Origin of the sequence: Bacillus cereus group sp. MYBK14-1 (genome assembly GCF_051916885.1) — a bacterium.
GTDB classification, from domain to species: Bacteria; Bacillota; Bacilli; order Bacillales; family Bacillaceae_G; genus Bacillus_A; species Bacillus_A cereus.
Genome location: NZ_JBQAHM010000017.1, coordinates 11086 through 30530 on the forward strand (window position 1 = coordinate 11086; position 19445 = coordinate 30530).

Genomic DNA, 19445 nt, shown 5'->3' on the forward strand with positions numbered 1-19445 from the left:
TATAAAAGGGGTGTTTTTGTGTCGAAAAAGAACATCTAGAATTGGTAAGTGGATAGAACTCCATAAATTAAAGTTTTACTTTATCGACTTCACTTTTATTTATCTGAATTTTCCGTTATCATTTTAAGTATTCGTGAACAATTTCCTTTATTACGGCAAAAAGAGACGAGAGATTTATGGACATTTCAAGGGGGGATATTGATGAAAGTGAATGAAAAAACATATCTAAGTATAGAAGAGATTATTTCATTGCCAACCGTATCAAGTACAAACATAAGTGATGATGGTAAAAACGTAGCATTTGTTAAGAAGACGGCTGATTGGAAAGACAATACATATAGGAATCATGTATGGATATATGAAAAAGATAAGAAGCAGAGTTACCCATTATCAAATGGTGATATAGATAGTACACACCCATTATGGTCTCCAGATGCTAGGTGTATCGCATATCTTAGTCCAGTTGGTGATGGGAAAAATCAGATATTTGTTAAGTCACTAGATGGTTATAGAGAGGTTCAAATTACCGATGAGAAAGAAGGAGTCAGTACATTCAAATGGGGTCCTACTGGCAAGGGTCTTTATTATGTTACGCAGTCAAAAGAATGTGAGGAGATAAAGAAACGTAAGGATCTATATGGAGATTTTCAACATATAGGTAAGGAACACCAGAATAATTGTTTATATTACATTGAAATAGAGAAGGTGATACAAAGTGATACAGATGAACACAAGAACAGAGTTGTTTATCAATTAACGGATGGTAAGGATTTTCATATCCATGAATTTGATATTTCAAATGATGGTAAAAAGGTTGTATTTATGGCGACACCAAGCTCAAATATGGCAGATTATATAAATGGAGATCTATACATACTCCATATTAAAGCTGGAGAGCTACAAAAGCTGAATGTGGATAAGTTGTTGGGAGGGAGTGTTTGCTTTTCTCCTGACGGCAGTGAAATATGTTACACAGCAAGCATAAGAGAGAAGGGTTACTATAGAAACCATATACAAGATAGTACGTTAGAGATATATGATATAAATACCGGAGAGCTAATTCAACCTTTAACAGATTTTGATAGTACGGTTATGCCATTACAGTGGACAGCTAAAGGGGTTTTAATTAGGTGGCAGAATAAAACGAATTATCTTATTGGATTGCTAGCCGAAGATGGCACTGTGGAAATATTAAGCGAAAAAGTAGATGGCTTTATAATGGATGCTTCTATAACAAAGGATGGCAAACATATATCCTACAATAAGGCTATAACAAATGAAACCTTTGAAATCTATTTAGACGATAAAAAAATAACGGATGAAAATAGCTTTTTCAAAGGGAAACTTAGAAGTAACAGGGAAATCATCTCATGGAAAAGTAGCGATGGTCTTGAAATAGAAGGTGTTTTATCAACGCCAGTAGAGTTGGACACTAATAAAAAATATCCTTTATTAGTAGTAATTCACGGCGGTCCGGCTTGGGCATCTTTTCCGATATTTTCAGACTGCTTCAATGAGAAATATCCGATTGAACAGTTTGTTGAAAAAGGCTTTATCGTTTTAGAACCAAATTACAGAGGAAGTTCAGGTTATGGTAATGAATTTTTAAAAGCTAACTATAGAAAACAGGGGATTGCTGATTACGATGATGTTATATCTGGAGTGGATGAACTAGTAGAAAAAGGGATGGTAGACAAGGATAGAGTAGGAGTTATGGGATGGAGCAACGGTGGATATGTATCAGCTTTCTGTTCTACGTTTAGTAGTCGGTTTAAAGCTATTTCAGTTGGCGGTGGAATAACTAACTGGAGTACCCATTATGTAAATACAGATATACCTTACTTTATTAGAATGTATTTAGGAAATACTCCATGGAATGATCCAGAGATATATACGAAGACATCACCTATGACGTATATTAAATCAGCTTGTACGCCTACCTTAATTCAACATGGGGAAAAGGATGCAAGAATTCCAATTACAAATGCATATGATCTATATCAAGGATTAATGGATATGGAAGTTGATACAGAATTAATTATATTTAAAGGAATGGCATATAGTTCTGACCAACCAGGAGTTCATGTGGCTATTATGAAGCAGAACTTGATGTGGTTTTCACACTATATTCTTGGAGAGAGTATGGAGGGTTTTAGGACTTTGTAAGGGATGTTTGTACAAGACATAAGGTTGAAACGGTCTTCATATTGAGATGATTTATTATAAAATATATACTTAAACTACTATCAGTACATAAATCAGGGAGGACTAATATGACAGGAAATAAAAATGACTTACTAGTAGAAAAACGTGAAGAGTTATTGAAAGTATTGCAAGCTCGTTTTGAGAAAAACATGAACCGCCATGAAGGTCTTGAATGGGCTAAAGTTGAAGCGAAGCTGACTACTAATAATGAAAAAATGTGGTCACTTAACGAAATGGAAGTAACTGGTGGTGAACCGGATGTTGTTGGTTATGATGAAGAAAAGGACGAATATACTTTCTATGATTGTTCAAAGGAGAGTCCTAAAGGCCGCAGAAGTCTTTGTTATGATCTTGAAGCGTTAGAATCAAGAAAAAAACATAAACCAGAAAATAACGTTATTGATGTTGCCAATGCTATGGGCATTGAATTATTAACGGAAGAACAGTATCGGGAATTGCAACAACTTGGCGATTTTGACATGAAATCATCAAGTTGGGTACAAACACCTTCAGATATTCGAGAACTCGGTGGTGCTTTATTTTGCGATTATCGCTTTGGACATGTTTTCGTGTACCATAATGGAGCAGACTCTTACTATGCTGCCAGAGGTTTTCGTGGCTCGTTAAAAGTTTAAATTAGGAGAAATAAGAAAAAGAGCCTATATTCAGGCTCTTTTTCTTATTTATATTTTAAAAGTAAACTGTTACTATGCAGTTTTACTTAATTTATATGTTCCGTGGTTGTTTTTACGGAAAAGTTTAGGGAAAACATAGCCATCTAATCCAATACGTCCAGCGTTCTGCCCTGCAACTAAAATGAACATAGTCAAAATAAGCAGGTTTGGGTTTACACTAACGGTTCCACTTAATAAAAATGAAAGATTCATTATGATTCCGAAAAATGCAGCTGTTTTTGTTAATCCGCCTAAAATTAAACCTAGACCTACTAAAATTTCTCCCCATTGAACTAAAAAGCTAAATAGGTCTGCGTTTGGAAGGACAAAATGTTGAAGAAAATCTGCCCACCAACTTTGTACTGCAGGGTGGTCACCTGATGCTTGAGCAATAGCGCCCTTTAGAAAGCCACTTGCGTCAAAAGATTGTCCGAAGACTTTGCCTATCCCAGCAGCGAGCCATGTATACCCTATGTAAAGCCGTAAAAGTAATAATATGAAAGTAGCACGTTTATCAGTTCTTAAAAAATTGATAACCATTGAAATCCCTCCAATATTGTATTTACAAGTTTATTATATATCCATTGTGAATAAATTCACAATGGATATAATGTGAACAAGTTTATGATTTTTTATTTGTAAAATTGTACATAAAGCATTTTGAAATTTATTTTTGGAAGGTGAAGAATAAATGTGGTATGGGAGCTATCTATTTTAGTAGAGAGCTCCCATAGTAAACAGATTCATGTAGTTTTTTTAGTGTATCTGGGCATTACGTATTATTTCTCTGGCTTTATATAAGGAACAACTTGCGCAGTCACCCCTACAGAAGCACCGCGAATAAAATCTTGGTTTTCTAATGCTTTAAAGTTTTCCGTTTTTCCTGTTAGCATAACACCTAAAATTTTCACTTGATCAAATGGTTTGTTTTTGTTTGCTTTTAAAAACTTCTGTATATCTTCGTCATGTCCATCGTCATCGTATTGATTAAGTGAATCAATGAACTCTTTGTACGCTTCTTTAGGAGACTTGTCTGGATTGAATCCGTAAACAGGCATACCAGCAGGTCCTTTACTTTCATCTCTGATTGGTGAGGTCATATATAGCCATACGATATTTAAGTTATCTGGTATTTTTGTTTGAACCTCTTTTAATGTATAGGGTTGATTGAAAGAGATGGCAACTTCGGCAACATAGTTGTTCATTTGTGAAACTTCACCTAATTCATTTTGCACACCATCGTGATAATCTTTAATAGCCGGATTATAAAATGTCGCAAATTTATTCTTTGTTTGTTTATCATACTCATAGAAATTTGTATCTGACCAATAAAAGCCAGGTGTTAACTCATTGAAGTCAATATGAGTCAGGAACCAACCATAAGAACTTGTTAATGTGTTCCATGGGACTACATAACCGTTAATGTTTTTGGAACGGTTTGATATAATATTGCCGCCAAACATAGATGAATTACTTGTTACTTGAGAATCAATTTGTACATTCGGTTCTGCAATTGCGTTATGTAAAAAGAGATGTTCGTGAAGTTTCGTAGAGCTTTTCGCTGCGAAGTAATTGCCAACTTTATAAATGATAGGGATAAGCATCATGACAACGATAATAGAGGTAATGATGATTTTAAGCAACTGTTTCCTTTTAGCCTTTTTTAAAGCATCTTTTAAAGAAGTATCCATTAATTTTTTCCTCCTACTTTAGAATGAATTGTCTTACGTGCACGATGTAATTTTTGTTTGACGCTGTTTACTTGAATATCTAGTATTAGAGCGATTTCTTCGTATGTAAAATTGTAATAATATTTTAAAAAGAAGGCTTCTTTATATTCTAATTTTATATATTTTAATAAATAGAAAATCTCATCTTTATTTAAAACTGTATCCAATTCTCGGTCTGTATATTGAAGTTTTGAATAGATTTCTTCAGTTAAGCAGATGTTTTGCTGTTCTTTTTTGCGTTTTAAATCAATGTATTCATTTAATGCGACTCTGAAAAACCATGGACGTATGTTACTCTCGGTTAGATTATCTAGCAATGTGTATACTTTATAGAAGGTATTTTGGATGATGTCTTCTGCATCTTCTTTTATAGCCCCTTTCGCTAGTAGTAGTTTGAACACTTCCTCCCCTAGATTGATAAGATAGGAGGTAAATATATTTTCTTTTCCCATCACTTTTCCTCCCTACACTTATACAACGAATAGGTAATGATAAATGTATACACTTAAATTTAAATTAGTTATTCACTATGGTTTATAGTACACGATACTTTATAAATAGGAGTGGTTCTTTTATTTTTTGAAATATTAAATCTTTAGTGCTAAAATAAAATTTGGAGATATATGTAAAGGAGACAAAGACTCAATATGTGGATGAACTTGTAATGATTAGAAACTAGATAGATGAATTTTTCTCTCATAAGCGAGGGTTTATTTAGTTATCTGTAAATCATTCAAGGAATGCATATTTGGCTTGTACATCCCTTTTATAAGGATAGGTGCCTATTTTATGTATCTGTCTTTTTTGTGGGAAAGTTTATATCTCTTATATAAAATATGCGTCCTTTAAACTTGGAGGAGTATATGATGAACCAATTAAAAAATAAAGTAGCAGTTATTACAGGGGTAAGTCGTCTAGACGGTATAGGCGCAGCAATTTGCAAAGAATTGGCTGAATCAGGATACGATATATTTTTTACGTATTGGACGGATTATGATAAAGAGATGCCATGGGGCGTTGAGAAAAATGAACAAATACAATTAGAAGAAGAGCTATTACAAAACGGTGTTAGAGTATCAAGCATGGAGTTAGATTTAACTCAGAATGATGCACCGAAAGAGCTTATAAATAAAGTTACTGAACAATTAGGGTACCCTCATATATTAATTAATAATGCAGCATATTCTACGAATAATGATTTCTCTACGTTGACTGCTGAAGAATTAGATAAGCATTATATGGTGAATATTCGTGCGACTACATTGCTCAGTAGTCAATTTGCCCGAGGATTTGATAAAAAATCTGGTGGTAGAATTGTGAATATGACTTCGGGGCAATTTCAAGGTCCTATGGTAGGAGAACTAGCGTATGCAACAACGAAGGGAGCTATTGATGCTCTTACTAGTACGTTGTCAGCAGAGGTAGCTCATTTAGGAATAACAGTGAATGCAATTAATCCAGGACCAACTGATACAGGATGGATGACTGAAGAGATAAAACAAGGGTTAAAGCCGATGTTTCCTTTTGGCAGAATTGGTGAGCCAAAGGATGCAGCTAGACTCATTAAATTTCTAGTAAGTGAAGAAGCTGAGTGGATTACTGGGCAAGTTATTCATTCAGAAGGTGGATTTAAAAGATAAAAAAGAAGGTATCTCACCTTGGTGAGATACCTTCTTTTTTTAATCTTTCTTCAATCTTCGTGCAACACCATTCCCTAAAGACTGTAATCCTTGAACGAGGATAATTAAAATAAAGACAGTTGCATACATTACTTCAGGTTCATAGCGTAAATGTCCGAAGCGATATGCTAAGTCCCCTAGCCCACCAGCGCCTACAAGACCAGCCATTGCTGTTGCGCCGATTAAGCCAATCGTTGCGATTGTTAATCCAAGTACAAGGGAGGGACGAGCTTCTTTAACCAGGACGTGCCAAATGATTTTTATAGTAGAGACTCCCATCGCTTGGTAGGCTTCAATGACACCGCGATCGACTTCTAGTAAAGCTGTCTCCATTAAACGTGCGATATAAGGGGCTGTGAAGACGACAAGCGGTACGATAACACCTTGTACGCCAATGGATGTTCCCATTAGAAACTTTGTAAAAGGCAAAATAAAGAATAATAGAATGATAAATGGAAGAGAGCGAATAACATTAATAACCGTATTAAGAATAGGATAGATGATTTTATTTTCATGCTGTCCACCAGGTCTCGTTAAAACAAGTGTAACACCAAGTGGCAGTGCAATAAGGATCGAGATGAGTAATGAAATAGATGTCATTTGAAAGGTTTGGATTGTGGCTTCCCATATGACTTTACCCCATTCATCCAAAAAGGACTTGTTTCCCATAATCTGTTCTACCTCCTTCTACGATGATTCCTTGCTCTTGTAAAAATGATAAAGCACGGTGGATTTCATTTTGTTCCCCTTGCATATGAACGACTAGTTTCCCATATGCTTCATATTTTAACTGCGTAATATTACCGGATAAAATATTCGGATATACTTGGAACCGTTTTGTGGCAACGGCTAAGGCAGGTTCCCCTGAAGTAGTGCCAATAAATGAAAGTGTTACAATTTCTCCAGTACTTTGTAGTTCTTTCTGTACCTTTTCTGGAATTTTCGCTGCAAATGCGCTATTTACAAATTTCTTCGTTGTTACATGTTGTGGGTTTGTGAAAATATCTTTTACAGTCCCACTTTCGACTACAGATCCATGTTCCATAACAGCAACGCGGTCACATATACGCTGGATGACATTCATTTCATGTGTAATGAGTAAAATCGTAATTCCGATTTCTTCGTTAATCTTTAATAGCAAATCAAGGATAGAATCGGTTGTTTCTGGATCTAATGCGCTCGTTGCTTCATCACTTAATAACACTTCAGGTTCATGTGATAGCGCACGAGCAATTGCGACACGCTGTTTTTGACCACCAGAAAGTTCGCTTGGATACGCATCTTTTCTATTAAAAAGATCGACAATGTGTAAATACTTTTCTACTCTTTTTTCAATTTCTGCTTTTGGAATGCCAGCAAGCCGTAACGGTAATGCGATATTTTCATAAACGGTAACAGTTTTAAGTAAATTGAATCCTTGAAAGATCATTCCGATTTTTTGTCTCGCTTTTGCTAGTTCTTTTGTCGATAACGTTGTTAAGTCTTGTTCGTTTACAATGATATTTCCTGTCGTTGGTTTTTCTAATAAATTTACACATCGAATCAATGTACTTTTACCAGCGCCACTATACCCAATGATTCCAAATACCTCGCCTTTTTCTACTTTAAGGGAAGTAGACTTAAGAGCCTCAACATTCCCTTTTTTTGTTGTAAATACTTTGGATATGTTTTTTAATTCAATCATTATCGTCAGCTCCTACCAAGATGGTAAAACTGAACCATCAAATTTTTTCTCGATAAACTCTTTTACTTCTTTAGATTGATAAGCTTTCTTTAATTTATTTACAACGGCATCATCTTTATTTTCAGTACGAACAACAACCCAGTTCACATAGGGTGAATCTTTTCCTTCGCGGAAAATAGAATCTTTCGCTGGACTTAATTTTGCACCTAATGCAAAGTTTGTGTTAATTGCAGCTGCTTTCACTTCACTTAGTTGCGTTGGTAATTGAGATGCCTCTAATTCGACAATCTTTAATTTTTTTGGATTTTCAATTACATCTTTTGCAGTCGCTTTTTCTGTAGCCTTTGGATCAACTTTTAAAACCCCTGCTTTTTCAAATAATTTTAAAGCTCGAAGTTCATTCGTTGGGTCATTTGGTACAGCAATTGCATCGCCCTCTTTTAAGTCTTTTACATCTTTTATATCTTTAGAATATACACCCATAGGGAATGTTACTGTTGAAAATACTTCAGCTAATTTCATATTGCGTTCAGCTTTAAATACATCTAAATACGATTTCGTTTGGTAGCTATTTACATCAAGGCTTTTTTCATCTAATGATACGTTTGGCGCTACATAATCATTAAATACTTTTATATCAATTTCGAGGCCATCTTTTGCTGCAACTTCTTTTACCTTTTCAAAAATTTGTTCATGTGGTCCACCTGTTACACCGACAGTAATCTTTTTCTCGTCTAATTCTTTTACCTCTTTATCTGAACTCACACTACATGCGCCTAATAATAATACTGCTCCGCTTACAATGCTTAATAATACCTTTTTCATCTATAAATCCCCCTTCATATACGTTCCAAAATAAAAAGCACCTCCCAAAAAATAAGAGAGGTGCCGAATAGACGAAATAGATTCCTCTCTTATCTTCCAAAACGAAAACTCGTTTTGCAGGAATTAGCACCTTAGCTTATACGTCATAAGCTCGGTTGCCGGGCATCATCGGGCCAGTCCCTCCGCCACTCTTGATAAGAGTATGTGTATGTAGTTTTGAATATGGTACTAATAGTAAATCGTACAAAAAGAATTGTCAATGATATTTTCAGAATATATTTTATTTTAAGGTAATCGAAACGTTCCCCTTTTTATGTCCTTTTTCTACATATATATGAGCTTCAGCAATTTCTTCTAATCGGTAAGTTCTATCAATAACAGGCTTTAGCTTTTCTGTTTCAGCTAGTTGTTTTAGTAGGTTCATATCTTCTTTACTGACTTTTGCCATCATTCCGTTCACAGATACATATTTTCCATTAGGCATTAATGCATCTGTACAAAGAGACTTATTATATTTTCCAACTGCATCAAATATAATATCATAGTGCTCGCCCCGCTTAGTAAAATCTTCTTTCATATAATCAATTACGTTGTCTGCCCCTAAAGCTGTTACTAAATCGAAATTCGAACTACTACAAATGGCTGTGACAGTCGCCCCGAAGTATTTCGCAAGTTGTACGGCAGCTGTCCCTACTGACCCAGAGGCGCCGTATATAAGTACTCGTTGCCCTTTTTTTATCTGTCCTTTTCTAAGGAAGTGCAATGCTGAAGTTCCGCCAAAAGGAATAACGGCAGCTTCTTCATATGTCACATTGGTAGGTTTTAATGCTATTAATCCACTTTCATGCACGCATGTGTATTCGGCATAACCACCAAGGTTTAGTTCTGTTAATGCAAAAACTTGATCTCCTTTTTTAAATTGTGTTACATCTGTTCCAATGTCTTCGATTTCACCGGATAACTCCACGCCAAGTATAGGTTTTCTCGGTTTTCTGAAACCTAATATGATCCGCATAGGAATCCAAAATAAGAGGGGGCTATTAAAGCCACGTATTCTACAATCTCCAGTCGATACACTTGTTGCGTGAATTTTAACTAATACTTCATTTTTTTTAGGTTTAGGCTTTTCTATATTTTGAAGTTGGAGAACATTAGGTGGTCCATACTTTGTGCAAATAATAGCTTTCATAATGACCTCCTGAAATGAGTTGTTATTATTTACATCATATTTAAACTTTTTCTCAAACATGTTGCTATATAGGAAATAAATTTAAAGAAGAATATTACGAATTATATAGATTTCATAGGAAAAGAGATGATATTATTTTTGGGAAGGAGGGGACGTTATGAAAAAAATTATTTTAATTTCAAGTTTAGTACTTGCAGTCGGTCTAGGAGTAGGGTGTAGTAATGAGAAAGCAAAAAAGACTGATGAACCGAAAAAAGAAGCTGTGCAGAAAGAAAAGGAATTAACAGCGAAGGATGTTTTTAATAAAGCGAATGAAGCTTTTAAAAACGAAGAAAATGTAACGATGACATATGATGTGGGAATAAAGGCTGAAGGAACAGAGATGAATGTAATAAAGGCCAAAATGCAATTAGAGCCGAAGAAAAAAAATTCTCGTTCTGAAATGAATGTTTCTGGTACAGAGGTTGTTGTTTATGATGTGGGTGGCAAAATTGCTGGTCAGTTGAAAAATCCTAATACGGGTGAAGTTATGTCTGTACCAGAGGAACAATTAAATGCTAACGGAATGAATGCGACTCAAGGAATGGTAGATAATTTAGAGATTCCATCGGAAATTTTAAATAAAGTGAAGATGGAGAAAAGTGGAGATAATTATAAGCTGAAGTTTGCATTAAAAGGGCAAGAGACAGAGAGTATGTTAGCTAGTATGGATGAAAAGCAGAAACAAATGCTACAAGGCCAAAATGCAAAGATAGAAGAAATAGATGGAGAATATATTATTACAAAAGATTTTAAATATGAATCAGCAAAGATAGATATGGTTATGAGTAGCAATGGTGAGGATAAAGCGCACATTATTACGGATGCGAAGTTTACATCGTATGATAAATTTGATCCAATACAATTGCCAGCAGCAAAGTAATCACTGTCAAGAGAGGTACCTGAAAGAACGGGTATCTCTTTTTGTTGCTAATAAGGAGAGTGTCCTTTGAAAAAAAGAAAGATAGTAGTGGTCATTGTCGCATATACGGTTTTGCTTGCAACGTCTGTACATACGTATAAAAAACAAATTGATCATCCTATTATGAGTGATGTAGGTAAATTGCTTCCGACAAAAATAAAACGTGTTGAAAGTGCTACGGAAGAGCGCTCGTTAATAAAATTAGTGCGAGATGCAAAAGTTTCAGGAGAGAAAATTTCCATTGCAGGCATGCAACATAGCCAAGGAGGACAGACATATTATCCAAATGGCACGATGCTCGATATGAAAGGATATAATAAAATATTAGAATTTGATCCAGAGAAGAAGCAGATTACAGTTCAAAGTGGTGTCACGTGGAATGATATTCAGAAGAAAATAAATCCATATGGCCTTGCGGTACAGGTCATGCAGTCTCAAAATATTTTTACTGTTGGTGGTTCATTAAGTGTAAATGTACACGGGCGTGATATTCGTCATGAGGCACTAATTGATACAGTAGATTCATTTAGATTGTTAATGGCAGATGGTACGGTACGTAATGTAAGTAGAGAAGAAAATGCAGAGTTATTTCCATATGTCATTGGGGGTTACGGTTTATTTGGAGTTATTTTAGATGTGACGCTGAAGTTAACAGATGATGAATTATATGAAATGCACACGAGAATGATAGATTATAAAGAATACGTATCTTATTTCAAAGAGAAAGTGAAAAGAGAAGAAAATGTTCGTATGCACTTAGCGCGTATTTCTGTTGCTCCAAATTCATTTTTAAAAGAGATGTATGTGACAGATTATACTTTGGCACAAAATCAAAATATGAGAGAAGAGTACAGTGAATTAAAGGAAGAAAATATTATAGCGGTACCGAAATTTTTACTTGGGTTATCACGTTATAGTGATTGGGGAAAGAATACATTTTGGGATATACAAAGAGGCTATTTTGAACGTACAGATGGAAAGTATGAGACGCGTAATAATGTTATGAGATCAGATAGTGCTTTTATGGAATATGAAAATCCAAATAGGACCGAAGTGTTACAAGAATACTTTGTGCCTATAGATGCTTTCACGGAGTATATAGATGATTTACGTAACGTATTAAATGAAGAAGAGTTTAATTTACTCAACATTACGATTCGTTACGTGGAAAAGAATGAAAATGCAGTTTTGTCCTATGCGAAAGATGATATGTTTGCGCTGGTTCTTTTGATTAACCAGGGACGCTCAGAGAGTGAGATAAAGAAAACAGAGGATGTCATTCGGAAGATGATTGATGTTACTTTAAAGCATAACGGTAGTTACTATTTGCCGTACTATTCTTATCCAACGAAAGAGCAGTTAAAGAGGGCATATCCTCGTATTGAAGAATTTCTCAAGAAAAAGAAGGAAGTAGATTCAGAAGAGAGATTTGTGAATTTATTTTATAGGGAGTATACGAAATGACATATAGAAGATTTGTGGCTTCGCAAAGTATCATCATGATGGCAGGAAGTATGGTATTTCCTTTTTATATATTATTGCTTCGAAACGTTGGAAATAGCTTCTCGCAATTTGGCTGGGCGTATGGCTTATTTGCTTTAACATCAGCACTTGTATATCCACTAGTGGGAAAGATATCTGATCAAGTAGGTGATAAAAAATTATTAATCATATACGCTTGGTCCATGGCAATCTTAATGCTTTGCTTTCCGATTGCCACGGAAGTATGGCATGTATATATTCTTCAAATTGTAATGGGCATTTTAGGTGCTGTGCAGCGTAATACTGAGAAGACTTCGTTAGCACGAAAGGTTGCGCAGGAAAAGGCTGGTTATGAGATTGGAAAATACCATGTGTGGACATCCATTGGCGGAGCAGTAGCGGTTATTGCCACGGGATATTTAGTAGATTTCTTTACGATTGGTACAATTTTTTATATTGCATCTATTCTATATGTAGCGAGCGGGATTGTATTAAGTAGTAAAAAAATATAACTATTCCTATTTTCACCTTAATACCCTTTATTTGTTATACTAAAAGGGAATACAAAAGAAAAGGGGACAGTGCCTTTGATGAAATTTGTAGTTTTAGCTATTCTTACTTTGTTTTTGATTCCATGGACAAGAAGTAGTAGTAAGCTTCGAGCAGTGGATAAGAAGGGAGATAAGAAGGTTGTAAAGGGTAAGAAATCATCTATTTTAGTTATTCCTGTTTTATTTTGGATAGGTATTGCAATCTATGAATACTTTTGGCTAATTGATGATCGGGTAGACTCGATTCTTACTCATTATTCTGTTGCAGTAGCAATTTTAATTGGGCTTGTTTTATTTTCACAAGATCAAATAGGGAAATTAGAAGGCACATTAAAAGGACTTCTAATGTTTATTTTACTCGCAAGTTACGGCTACTTTGGTTATTTGCATGATATAGTAATCTCGCAAAAGAAATATGATTCTGTTGTTAAGGTAGAGAAAGATATTTCAGAGCCATTTACTGAAAATGACCAGCCGTTTACAGTGCCGCCAAAGACAGCGGAGAATAAGATGAAAAAAGTATTTGGTGATATTCCAAAAGTAGCTTATTTTGAGCTAGGAGAATTAACGCCACAAATGGTAAACGGCGAGGCTTTATATGTAGCGCCGATTGAAGTTTCAGGATTTTTTAAAGCGCGTAAAGCTGAGACAATTCCAGGGTACGTAACGATGTCAGGTACGAATCCTGATGCGGAAGCGAAACTGCACCTCGGTTATAAAATGAAATATGTGCCAAGCATGTTTTTTGGTAATAATTTAGAGCGTGTGGTAAGGCAAGCAGAACCAAATTTAATCTTTAAAGGAAAACCTAAATTTGAGGTTGATGATAAAGGAAAACCATATTATACAATGACGTATGGTGAATTTATTTCAGGAAGATCTGGATTTGAGGTAGAAGGTGTTGTCGTAGTAGATGCACAAACAGGTGAAGTGAAAAGATATGATAAAGGAAAGGCACCTAAATTTGTTGATGGTGTATTAAATCATGAGACTGCATCTACGTTAAATACGTACTTTGGTAAATATATTCACGGATTTTGGAATACGAAATTCTCACAAACAGATATGAAAATTCCGACTGAGTGGGGAACGAAAGAAGGCGTGACCCCGATCTTTGGTAAAGATGGAACATTGTATTATTTTACAGACTTTACTTCTCCAAAAGAAGGAGTAGATTCAGCCCTAGGCTATTCATTAGTAGATGCACGCACAGGCAAGCTATATTACTATAATGGAAAAGAAGTAAAGGGGATTATGGATGGTTCAGCAGCTACAGAAGTAGTAGATAATTCCTTTAAGAGAGAGAAATGGCATGGGACAATGCCTGTCATTTATAACGTATACGGTAAACCAGCTTGGATTATTCCGGTTGTTGATGACGGAGGCCTAGTACGTGCACATACAGTTGTATATGCTGCTAATGCAAAAATATTTGCGACAGGTTCTTCGCAGAAAGAAGCGCTTGAGAATTATAAAAACGTAATGAGCGGTAATGGTGATACATTTAGACCAACATCAACAGGAAAAGAAGCGCAAAAAGAAGGTATTGTACAACGTGTATATAAAGAAAAATCAGGTGAAAATACAATCGTGTACGTACTTTTAGAGAATGAACAAAAGGTATTTATGATACCGGTGAAGAAATTCCCATATGCTATGTTTACAGAAGTAGGAGACCCAATTCAAATTACATATTTAGATACGGGAGAGATGATGTCCTCAGTATCTAAATTTACGAATAGCAATGTGAAAAAGTAAAGCGATAGAATTTCTATCGCTTTTTTTACATTATGAAAGAGGAAAATGCGCTGTACTTGACGTATGTTTATGATGTAACTATAATTGTTACGATTCAGTTTGTATAGGAAAGGGTGAATTGAAAAAGTGAATGAAGTTAATCACGAAATATATAAACCTGTAAAGGCAAACAGGTTATGGATGATTCTTGTATTAGGAACACTTACGGCGATTGGACCATTATCTATTGATATGTATTTGCCTTCATTACCGAAGTTAACGGATGATTTGCAAACAGGTGCATCCCTCGCGCAGCTTACATTAACAGCTTGTTTGCTTGGGCTGTCAGTAGGACAATTATTTGTTGGCTCAATTAGTGATATTTACGGAAGACGCAAACCTCTTATTATTGCTCTTATTATTTATGTTGCTTCTTCTTTACTTTGTGCTGTTGCGCCATCTATTTGGACATTAGTGTTATTGCGCTTCCTACAAGGAGCTTCAGGATCAGCCGGGATTGTTATATCACGTGCGATGGTACGTGATATGTATTCAGGTTCTGAAATGACGAAGTTTTTCTCACTGCTTATGTTAGTAAACGGAGCAGCACCTATTTTGGCACCGATTATTGGGGGGCAATTATTACAGTTTACAACGTGGCGCGGTGTTTTCATCGTTCTTGGAGCAATAAGTGTATTCATGTTAATCTCAGCTACTTTTGTATTGCGTGAAACATTACCTCCTGAAGAAAGAGAAACGGGTGGTTTGTCAGGGACTTTGGCGACGTACGGAAAATTGTTAAAGGGCCGTCTGTTTATGGGATATGCATTGTCACAAGGATTAGTAACAGCGGCAATGTTTGCATACATTTCGGGCTCACCATTTGTGTTGCAGAACATATACGGAGCATCACCACAGCAATTTAGTTTATTCTTTGCGATTAACGGCATCGGTATTATTATTGCTAGTCAGGTAACGGGTCGTTTAGCGGGGAAAGTGAATGAGAAGACATTATTTGTTGCTGGTATTATTATCGCAGCTGTTGGTGGCCTATCTTTACTACTGACAATCGTACTAGGAATAGGTTTAATCGGTGTTTTATGTTCGTTATTCCTTGTCGTATCAAGTGTCGGGGTTGTATCAACAACTGGGTTTTCATTAGCGATGAGAAATCAGAAACAAGCTGCAGGAACAGCATCAGCTTTATTAGGCTTATTACAGTTCATTTCAGGAGCTCTTGTTGCGCCGCTAGTAGGTATCGGTGGAAGTAATACAGCATTACCGATGGGGGTTGTTATTGCGCTTTGTGAAGTAGGAGCAGTGTTATGTTATCTATTTATGGCCAGAAGAAGTGAGAAGCAGTTTGAACTGCAGCAAAAACAAAATTTAGAGGCTTAACAAAAAAGAACTGATTCAAAGGGAATGTTTGAATCAGTTCTTTTTTTCATTTCTTTGAAATACCTCATACATATTATTCATGATCGTATCATATAAAACAGCAAGTTTATCCCACACCCAGCGATTACTATCGACTTCTTTTTCCCCACAGTCGATAATATCGGTATGGTCAGTAATTTTATACGCTTTTTTAACGATAATAGGAGCAATCTTCGGTATACGTGGGATTTCCTTTAAGGTATCTGCAAAGTTTCCAATGTAGACATGACCGATGATTTCGATTGTTAATGATTTATCCGATATATTGAGCACGGTATGAAATTGATTTGTATGTTGTTGTTTTAAATATTGAGCTAACTTAAATGGAGCATGCTTCTTCTTTAATACGCGGCGAAGGCTCTCTGTATTTTCGATATGAAGTGATTTTTCGCGAATAAGGAAACGAATATCTTCTCCCATAAAAGGTATTGTGTTGTACATAGATGATTCTCCTTAAAACCTTACATATGTTTGCGTTATGCATATGTAAGTCTAGCATGGTTTGTTCTTTATGTGTGCTTACAGTTTTGTAAGGTGAGTAGTAAAGCAGTGCAAAAGTTATTTGTATAAAGTGACGATACTGTGACAAACATGTTGGTATACATGTTACGATGTCGTCTTAAGTGTAAAAAGTAGGATGTTCTCGGTATAATAACAAGTGGAGATAAAAGAAACTATAATGAGTAGTAGCTGTAGATAAAAGGAGAAGAAGAGATGAAGAAGGTTTTGGGTATTGCTGTAATGGGAAGTATGATCCTTCTAGCAGGATGTAATGGAAATAAGGATACGAAAGAACCGAAAGAAAAGGTAGAGCAATCTACAGAACAAACAGAAGAAATGAAAGAATACCTTGCAGTACATGAAAAATACGATTTGAAAATGAATAAAGAAATTAATAACGCACTGCAGTTATTTGAAGTGGCAAAAGAAAAGGGCGGTAAGGAAATAACGACTGCTACATATAAAGAAGATGTGCAAAAGGTAACAACGAGCATGTTAGAAGATATTGATTATATACGAAAAGAAATTCGTGTTCCGAAGTCGAAAGAGCAAGAACATGAGGTATATGTCGGTTTCTTGAATGAATCGGAACAAGCAATGAAAAAATTACAGAAGTTAGCTAAAGAAGAAGATTCATCGTTGATTCGTGATATAGAAATTAATTTTGCAACAGCATCGACATACTATAAACGTTTTCAAGCAGAAACGAAAAAATAACCTTGCCTATGCAAGGTTATTTTTTCTTCTTACTACCGCCTACTTCTTTATTTTATTTCTCTTTTATATTCTTTTTTCGTTCCATCAGAGAAGACAACTTCTAAATCGAATTTTTGATAGTCTTTATCAAGTTTGAACACGTTCACTACTTGATCGATTACTTCTTGATCAGGAGTATCTTTATCAAATTTTAATTCTTGTAGAAGTGGGCTTAATTTTGTGATAGCCTCGTCTCCTGTTAATTTTACATCTGCTTTATGATCTTCGATTTTTGCTTCCATTTTCTTGTCAGCTGCTACATTTTTATAGTCTGCTTCGTAGTCTTTCTTTGTATCTTGGTAGTCTGCCTTTAAATCGAATTCATTGAAGTTTAGTTTTAAATCTGCAGGAGCCTCATTTTTTGCTTCTTCAGTCGTCTTTTTATTAGAAGTTGTGTCTTCTTTGGCAGGAGCTTTACATCCTGTTAATGCAGGTACTAGCATAAGAGCTAATAAAACTGATAGTAGAATTCTCATTATAAATTCCTCCTTATGTAAATTCGTTCTATACAAGTTTTTCCCAAAAACATGTAATTATGTATGTGTTGAAAATAAATTATTATCCTGCAGTCACAAGGACTAATCCGCAATTTAAATCAAAAACGATTTGTATGTATATGGTAAATTGAAGTTGTGAGGGAGGGGCTAAAATGCATGAAGAATATAAAGAGATAATAAAAAAATCAATTGAATATATAGAGAATCACTTACATGAGGAGCTTACAACAGAAAGAGTGGCATCCCACAGTGCAGTATCGATGTACCATTTTCATCGCATCTTTCAAAGATATGTTGGGATGAGTGTAACAGATTATATTCGAAAGAGAAGGTTAACTCATGCTGCGCAAGTTTTAGTGTCAACGGAGAGAGCTGTTATTGATATTGCAGTGCAATACGGTTTTTCCTCACAAGAGGCATTTACGAGAGCTTTTAAAAGAATGTTTCAATTGCCACCAAAGAAATATCGAAAGTACTTTCAGTCATTTTATATAGAAAGAGAGGGTGTTTCAATGCAAAAAGGTATACCGAAAGGATGGATCTTAAGTGGAAGTCATCCTGCTGAATATGAGATGGGTTTAGATTATGAAGTTGTCCATCAAGGAAAAGTATCTGCATACATAAAAGCAAAAGAGAATGTTACGCATGGAGGATTTTCAACATTAATGCAAATGTTCCGAGCGGATAAATATGTAGGGAAGAGATTACGTTTTACAGCATTTATTAAGAGTGAAAATGTAAGAGATTGGGCAGGATTGTGGATGCGAGTAGATGGAAAAGATACAGAACCGCTCGCTATGGATAATATGCAAAATCGCCCCATTAAAAATACGAATAACTGGCAATCGTACTCGGTTGTATTAGATATAAAAGAAGAAGCACTTGGTATTGCATTTGGTGTTTTATTATCAGGAGAAGGTTGTGTGTGGCTAGATAGTATTCGATTTGATGAAGTAGATGAAAAAATCCCTTCAACAGATTTGGCAGAGAACTTTTATGAAACACTTTTAGAAGATCCGGTGAATCTACAGTTTGAAGAAGTAGAAAAATAAAAACAAGGAGAAAAGATATGCTCAAATATGTAAAACTAATAAGTATTAGTTTAGTAATATCGTCTTGTATTATGGGAATTAATTATTTAGTTAGCTATCTTTGGTCAGGGCATATACCTTCTTTGACGTGGAGAACATATTTGATGTTTGTGTTTATATTTATGATGAGTTTTGGTTCAATGCAAAAAGAAGGAAAAGAGGATTATTGACAATAGTCTTTTTCGCCTTTCTTTCATTAACACAAATGGTTGTAACTGTGCCACATGAAATGCTTTCTAAAACATATCAAACAATTAGTGAATTATTTCCTGCAACATATGCAGCGAATGGCTATTATACAATAATATTTGGAGGAGTTAGTTTAGAGAGAAATATTATTTCATTATTAGTTATTGTATTGGTTACACAATCAGTAGCAGTGATGACTTTAGCTATAAAAGGAATGGTAAAGGGAAGAAGAAGCTCTGTAGTTAAAGAAGTATAAA

At 35.2% G+C, this 19445-nt stretch carries 21 protein-coding genes and 1 riboswitch; of the genes, 12 read left to right on the plus strand and 9 right to left on the minus strand.

Annotated elements, in window-relative coordinates; all coding sequences use genetic code 11:
- The first annotated feature begins 201 nt into the window (after nucleotides 1–201).
- Nucleotides 202–2166: a S9 family peptidase gene (locus ACTFR3_RS26760; RefSeq protein ID WP_048655828.1), complete on the plus strand. Its 1965-nt coding sequence runs from the start codon at nucleotides 202–204 to the stop codon at nucleotides 2164–2166.
- A gap of 107 nt (nucleotides 2167–2273) precedes the next feature.
- On the plus strand, nucleotides 2274–2840 hold the full coding sequence (locus tag ACTFR3_RS26765) for a DUF4256 domain-containing protein (RefSeq protein ID WP_000147394.1): 567 nt from the start codon (nucleotides 2274–2276) through the stop codon (nucleotides 2838–2840).
- Nucleotides 2841–2912: 72 nt separating this feature from the next.
- On the opposite strand, the gene ACTFR3_RS26770 is transcribed toward ACTFR3_RS26765, so the two are convergent.
- From ACTFR3_RS26770 to ACTFR3_RS26780, 3 genes are all read right to left on the minus strand, one after another.
- On the minus strand, nucleotides 2913–3419 hold the full coding sequence (locus tag ACTFR3_RS26770; protein WP_000236367.1) for a DoxX family membrane protein: 507 nt from the start codon (nucleotides 3417–3419) through the stop codon (nucleotides 2913–2915).
- A gap of 239 nt (nucleotides 3420–3658) precedes the next feature.
- On the minus strand, nucleotides 3659–4570 hold the full coding sequence (locus tag ACTFR3_RS26775) for a sigma factor regulator N-terminal domain-containing protein (protein ID WP_006920121.1): 912 nt from the start codon (nucleotides 4568–4570) through the stop codon (nucleotides 3659–3661).
- A complete protein-coding gene (locus ACTFR3_RS26780; RefSeq protein WP_137396316.1) occupies nucleotides 4570–5061 on the minus strand; it encodes an RNA polymerase sigma factor in 492 nt (163 codons plus the stop codon). The genes ACTFR3_RS26775 and ACTFR3_RS26780 overlap by 1 nt, the downstream gene beginning before the upstream one ends.
- Before the next feature lie 411 nt (nucleotides 5062–5472).
- Here ACTFR3_RS26780 and ACTFR3_RS26785 point away from each other — a divergent pair, with 411 nt between their 5' ends.
- Nucleotides 5473–6249, plus strand: a complete 777-nt coding sequence (locus ACTFR3_RS26785) for an SDR family oxidoreductase (RefSeq protein ID WP_033684235.1) — start codon at nucleotides 5473–5475, stop codon at nucleotides 6247–6249.
- A 39-nt stretch (nucleotides 6250–6288) separates the two neighbouring features.
- Here the strand turns inward: ACTFR3_RS26785 and ACTFR3_RS26790 are convergent, their stop codons facing one another.
- The 4 genes from ACTFR3_RS26790 to ACTFR3_RS26805 all read right to left on the minus strand — a co-directional run bounded on the left by ACTFR3_RS26790 (nucleotide 6289) and on the right by ACTFR3_RS26805 (nucleotide 9986).
- The gene (locus tag ACTFR3_RS26790) at nucleotides 6289–6957 is read right to left on the minus strand and encodes a methionine ABC transporter permease (protein WP_000527148.1); all 669 of its coding nucleotides are present in this window, start codon (nucleotides 6955–6957) and stop codon (nucleotides 6289–6291) included.
- Complete coding sequence (locus ACTFR3_RS26795; protein ID WP_440044986.1) at nucleotides 6932–7972, minus strand: methionine ABC transporter ATP-binding protein; 1041 nt, start codon at nucleotides 7970–7972, stop codon at nucleotides 6932–6934. The genes ACTFR3_RS26790 and ACTFR3_RS26795 overlap by 26 nt, the downstream gene beginning before the upstream one ends.
- A gap of 12 nt (nucleotides 7973–7984) precedes the next feature.
- Entirely contained in the window at nucleotides 7985–8797 is an 813-nt protein-coding gene (locus tag ACTFR3_RS26800) for a MetQ/NlpA family ABC transporter substrate-binding protein (protein ID WP_000756994.1), read from the minus strand.
- A gap of 86 nt (nucleotides 8798–8883) precedes the next feature.
- Nucleotides 8884–8998, minus strand: a riboswitch (SAM riboswitch).
- A gap of 79 nt (nucleotides 8999–9077) precedes the next feature.
- Entirely contained in the window at nucleotides 9078–9986 is a 909-nt protein-coding gene (locus ACTFR3_RS26805; protein WP_000643856.1) for an NAD(P)-dependent alcohol dehydrogenase, read from the minus strand.
- Between the two features lie 157 nt (nucleotides 9987–10143).
- Between ACTFR3_RS26805 and ACTFR3_RS26810 the strand changes: the two genes are divergently transcribed.
- The 5 genes from ACTFR3_RS26810 to ACTFR3_RS26830 all read left to right on the plus strand — a co-directional run bounded on the left by ACTFR3_RS26810 (nucleotide 10144) and on the right by ACTFR3_RS26830 (nucleotide 16115).
- Nucleotides 10144–10908 carry a DUF6612 family protein gene (locus tag ACTFR3_RS26810; RefSeq protein ID WP_000720580.1) on the plus strand — a complete coding sequence of 255 codons (765 nt, stop codon included), beginning with the start codon at nucleotides 10144–10146 and terminating at the stop codon, nucleotides 10906–10908.
- A 66-nt stretch (nucleotides 10909–10974) separates the two neighbouring features.
- The gene (locus tag ACTFR3_RS26815) at nucleotides 10975–12411 is read left to right on the plus strand and encodes an FAD-binding oxidoreductase (protein ID WP_414764733.1); all 1437 of its coding nucleotides are present in this window, start codon (nucleotides 10975–10977) and stop codon (nucleotides 12409–12411) included.
- Nucleotides 12408–12941 (plus strand): MFS transporter, encoded by a 534-nt coding sequence (locus ACTFR3_RS26820; protein WP_440044987.1) that lies wholly within the window; start codon nucleotides 12408–12410, stop codon nucleotides 12939–12941. Before ACTFR3_RS26815 ends, ACTFR3_RS26820 begins: the two co-directional genes overlap by 4 nt.
- Nucleotides 12942–13019: 78 nt before the next feature.
- The gene (locus ACTFR3_RS26825; RefSeq protein WP_000674047.1) at nucleotides 13020–14738 is read left to right on the plus strand and encodes a DUF3981 domain-containing protein; all 1719 of its coding nucleotides are present in this window, start codon (nucleotides 13020–13022) and stop codon (nucleotides 14736–14738) included.
- Between the two features lie 117 nt (nucleotides 14739–14855).
- The gene (locus ACTFR3_RS26830) at nucleotides 14856–16115 is read left to right on the plus strand and encodes a multidrug effflux MFS transporter (protein ID WP_440044999.1); all 1260 of its coding nucleotides are present in this window, start codon (nucleotides 14856–14858) and stop codon (nucleotides 16113–16115) included.
- Nucleotides 16116–16148: 33 nt separating this feature from the next.
- On the opposite strand, the gene ACTFR3_RS26835 is transcribed toward ACTFR3_RS26830, so the two are convergent.
- Nucleotides 16149–16595: a hypothetical protein gene (locus tag ACTFR3_RS26835; RefSeq protein WP_440044989.1), complete on the minus strand. Its 447-nt coding sequence runs from the start codon at nucleotides 16593–16595 to the stop codon at nucleotides 16149–16151.
- A gap of 273 nt (nucleotides 16596–16868) precedes the next feature.
- Between ACTFR3_RS26835 and ACTFR3_RS26840 the strand changes: the two genes are divergently transcribed.
- Nucleotides 16869–17372, plus strand: a complete 504-nt coding sequence (locus tag ACTFR3_RS26840) for a hypothetical protein (protein ID WP_139020197.1) — start codon at nucleotides 16869–16871, stop codon at nucleotides 17370–17372.
- 47 nt (nucleotides 17373–17419) lie between these two features.
- On the opposite strand, the gene ACTFR3_RS26845 is transcribed toward ACTFR3_RS26840, so the two are convergent.
- Nucleotides 17420–17887 (minus strand): YusW family protein, encoded by a 468-nt coding sequence (locus ACTFR3_RS26845; RefSeq protein WP_001221552.1) that lies wholly within the window; start codon nucleotides 17885–17887, stop codon nucleotides 17420–17422.
- A 173-nt stretch (nucleotides 17888–18060) separates the two neighbouring features.
- Between ACTFR3_RS26845 and ACTFR3_RS26850 the strand changes: the two genes are divergently transcribed.
- The 3 genes from ACTFR3_RS26850 to ACTFR3_RS26860 are packed head-to-tail and all read left to right on the plus strand — an operon-like array spanning nucleotide 18061 to nucleotide 19444.
- Nucleotides 18061–18960, plus strand: coding sequence for a helix-turn-helix transcriptional regulator (locus tag ACTFR3_RS26850; protein ID WP_000544202.1), 900 nt, complete (start codon nucleotides 18061–18063; stop codon nucleotides 18958–18960).
- A gap of 17 nt (nucleotides 18961–18977) precedes the next feature.
- Nucleotides 18978–19169, plus strand: a complete 192-nt coding sequence (locus tag ACTFR3_RS26855) for a hypothetical protein (RefSeq protein ID WP_000922547.1) — start codon at nucleotides 18978–18980, stop codon at nucleotides 19167–19169.
- On the plus strand, nucleotides 19166–19444 hold the full coding sequence (locus ACTFR3_RS26860) for a hypothetical protein (RefSeq protein WP_000156944.1): 279 nt from the start codon (nucleotides 19166–19168) through the stop codon (nucleotides 19442–19444). The genes ACTFR3_RS26855 and ACTFR3_RS26860 overlap by 4 nt, the downstream gene beginning before the upstream one ends.
- Nucleotide 19445 lies beyond the last annotated feature (1 nt).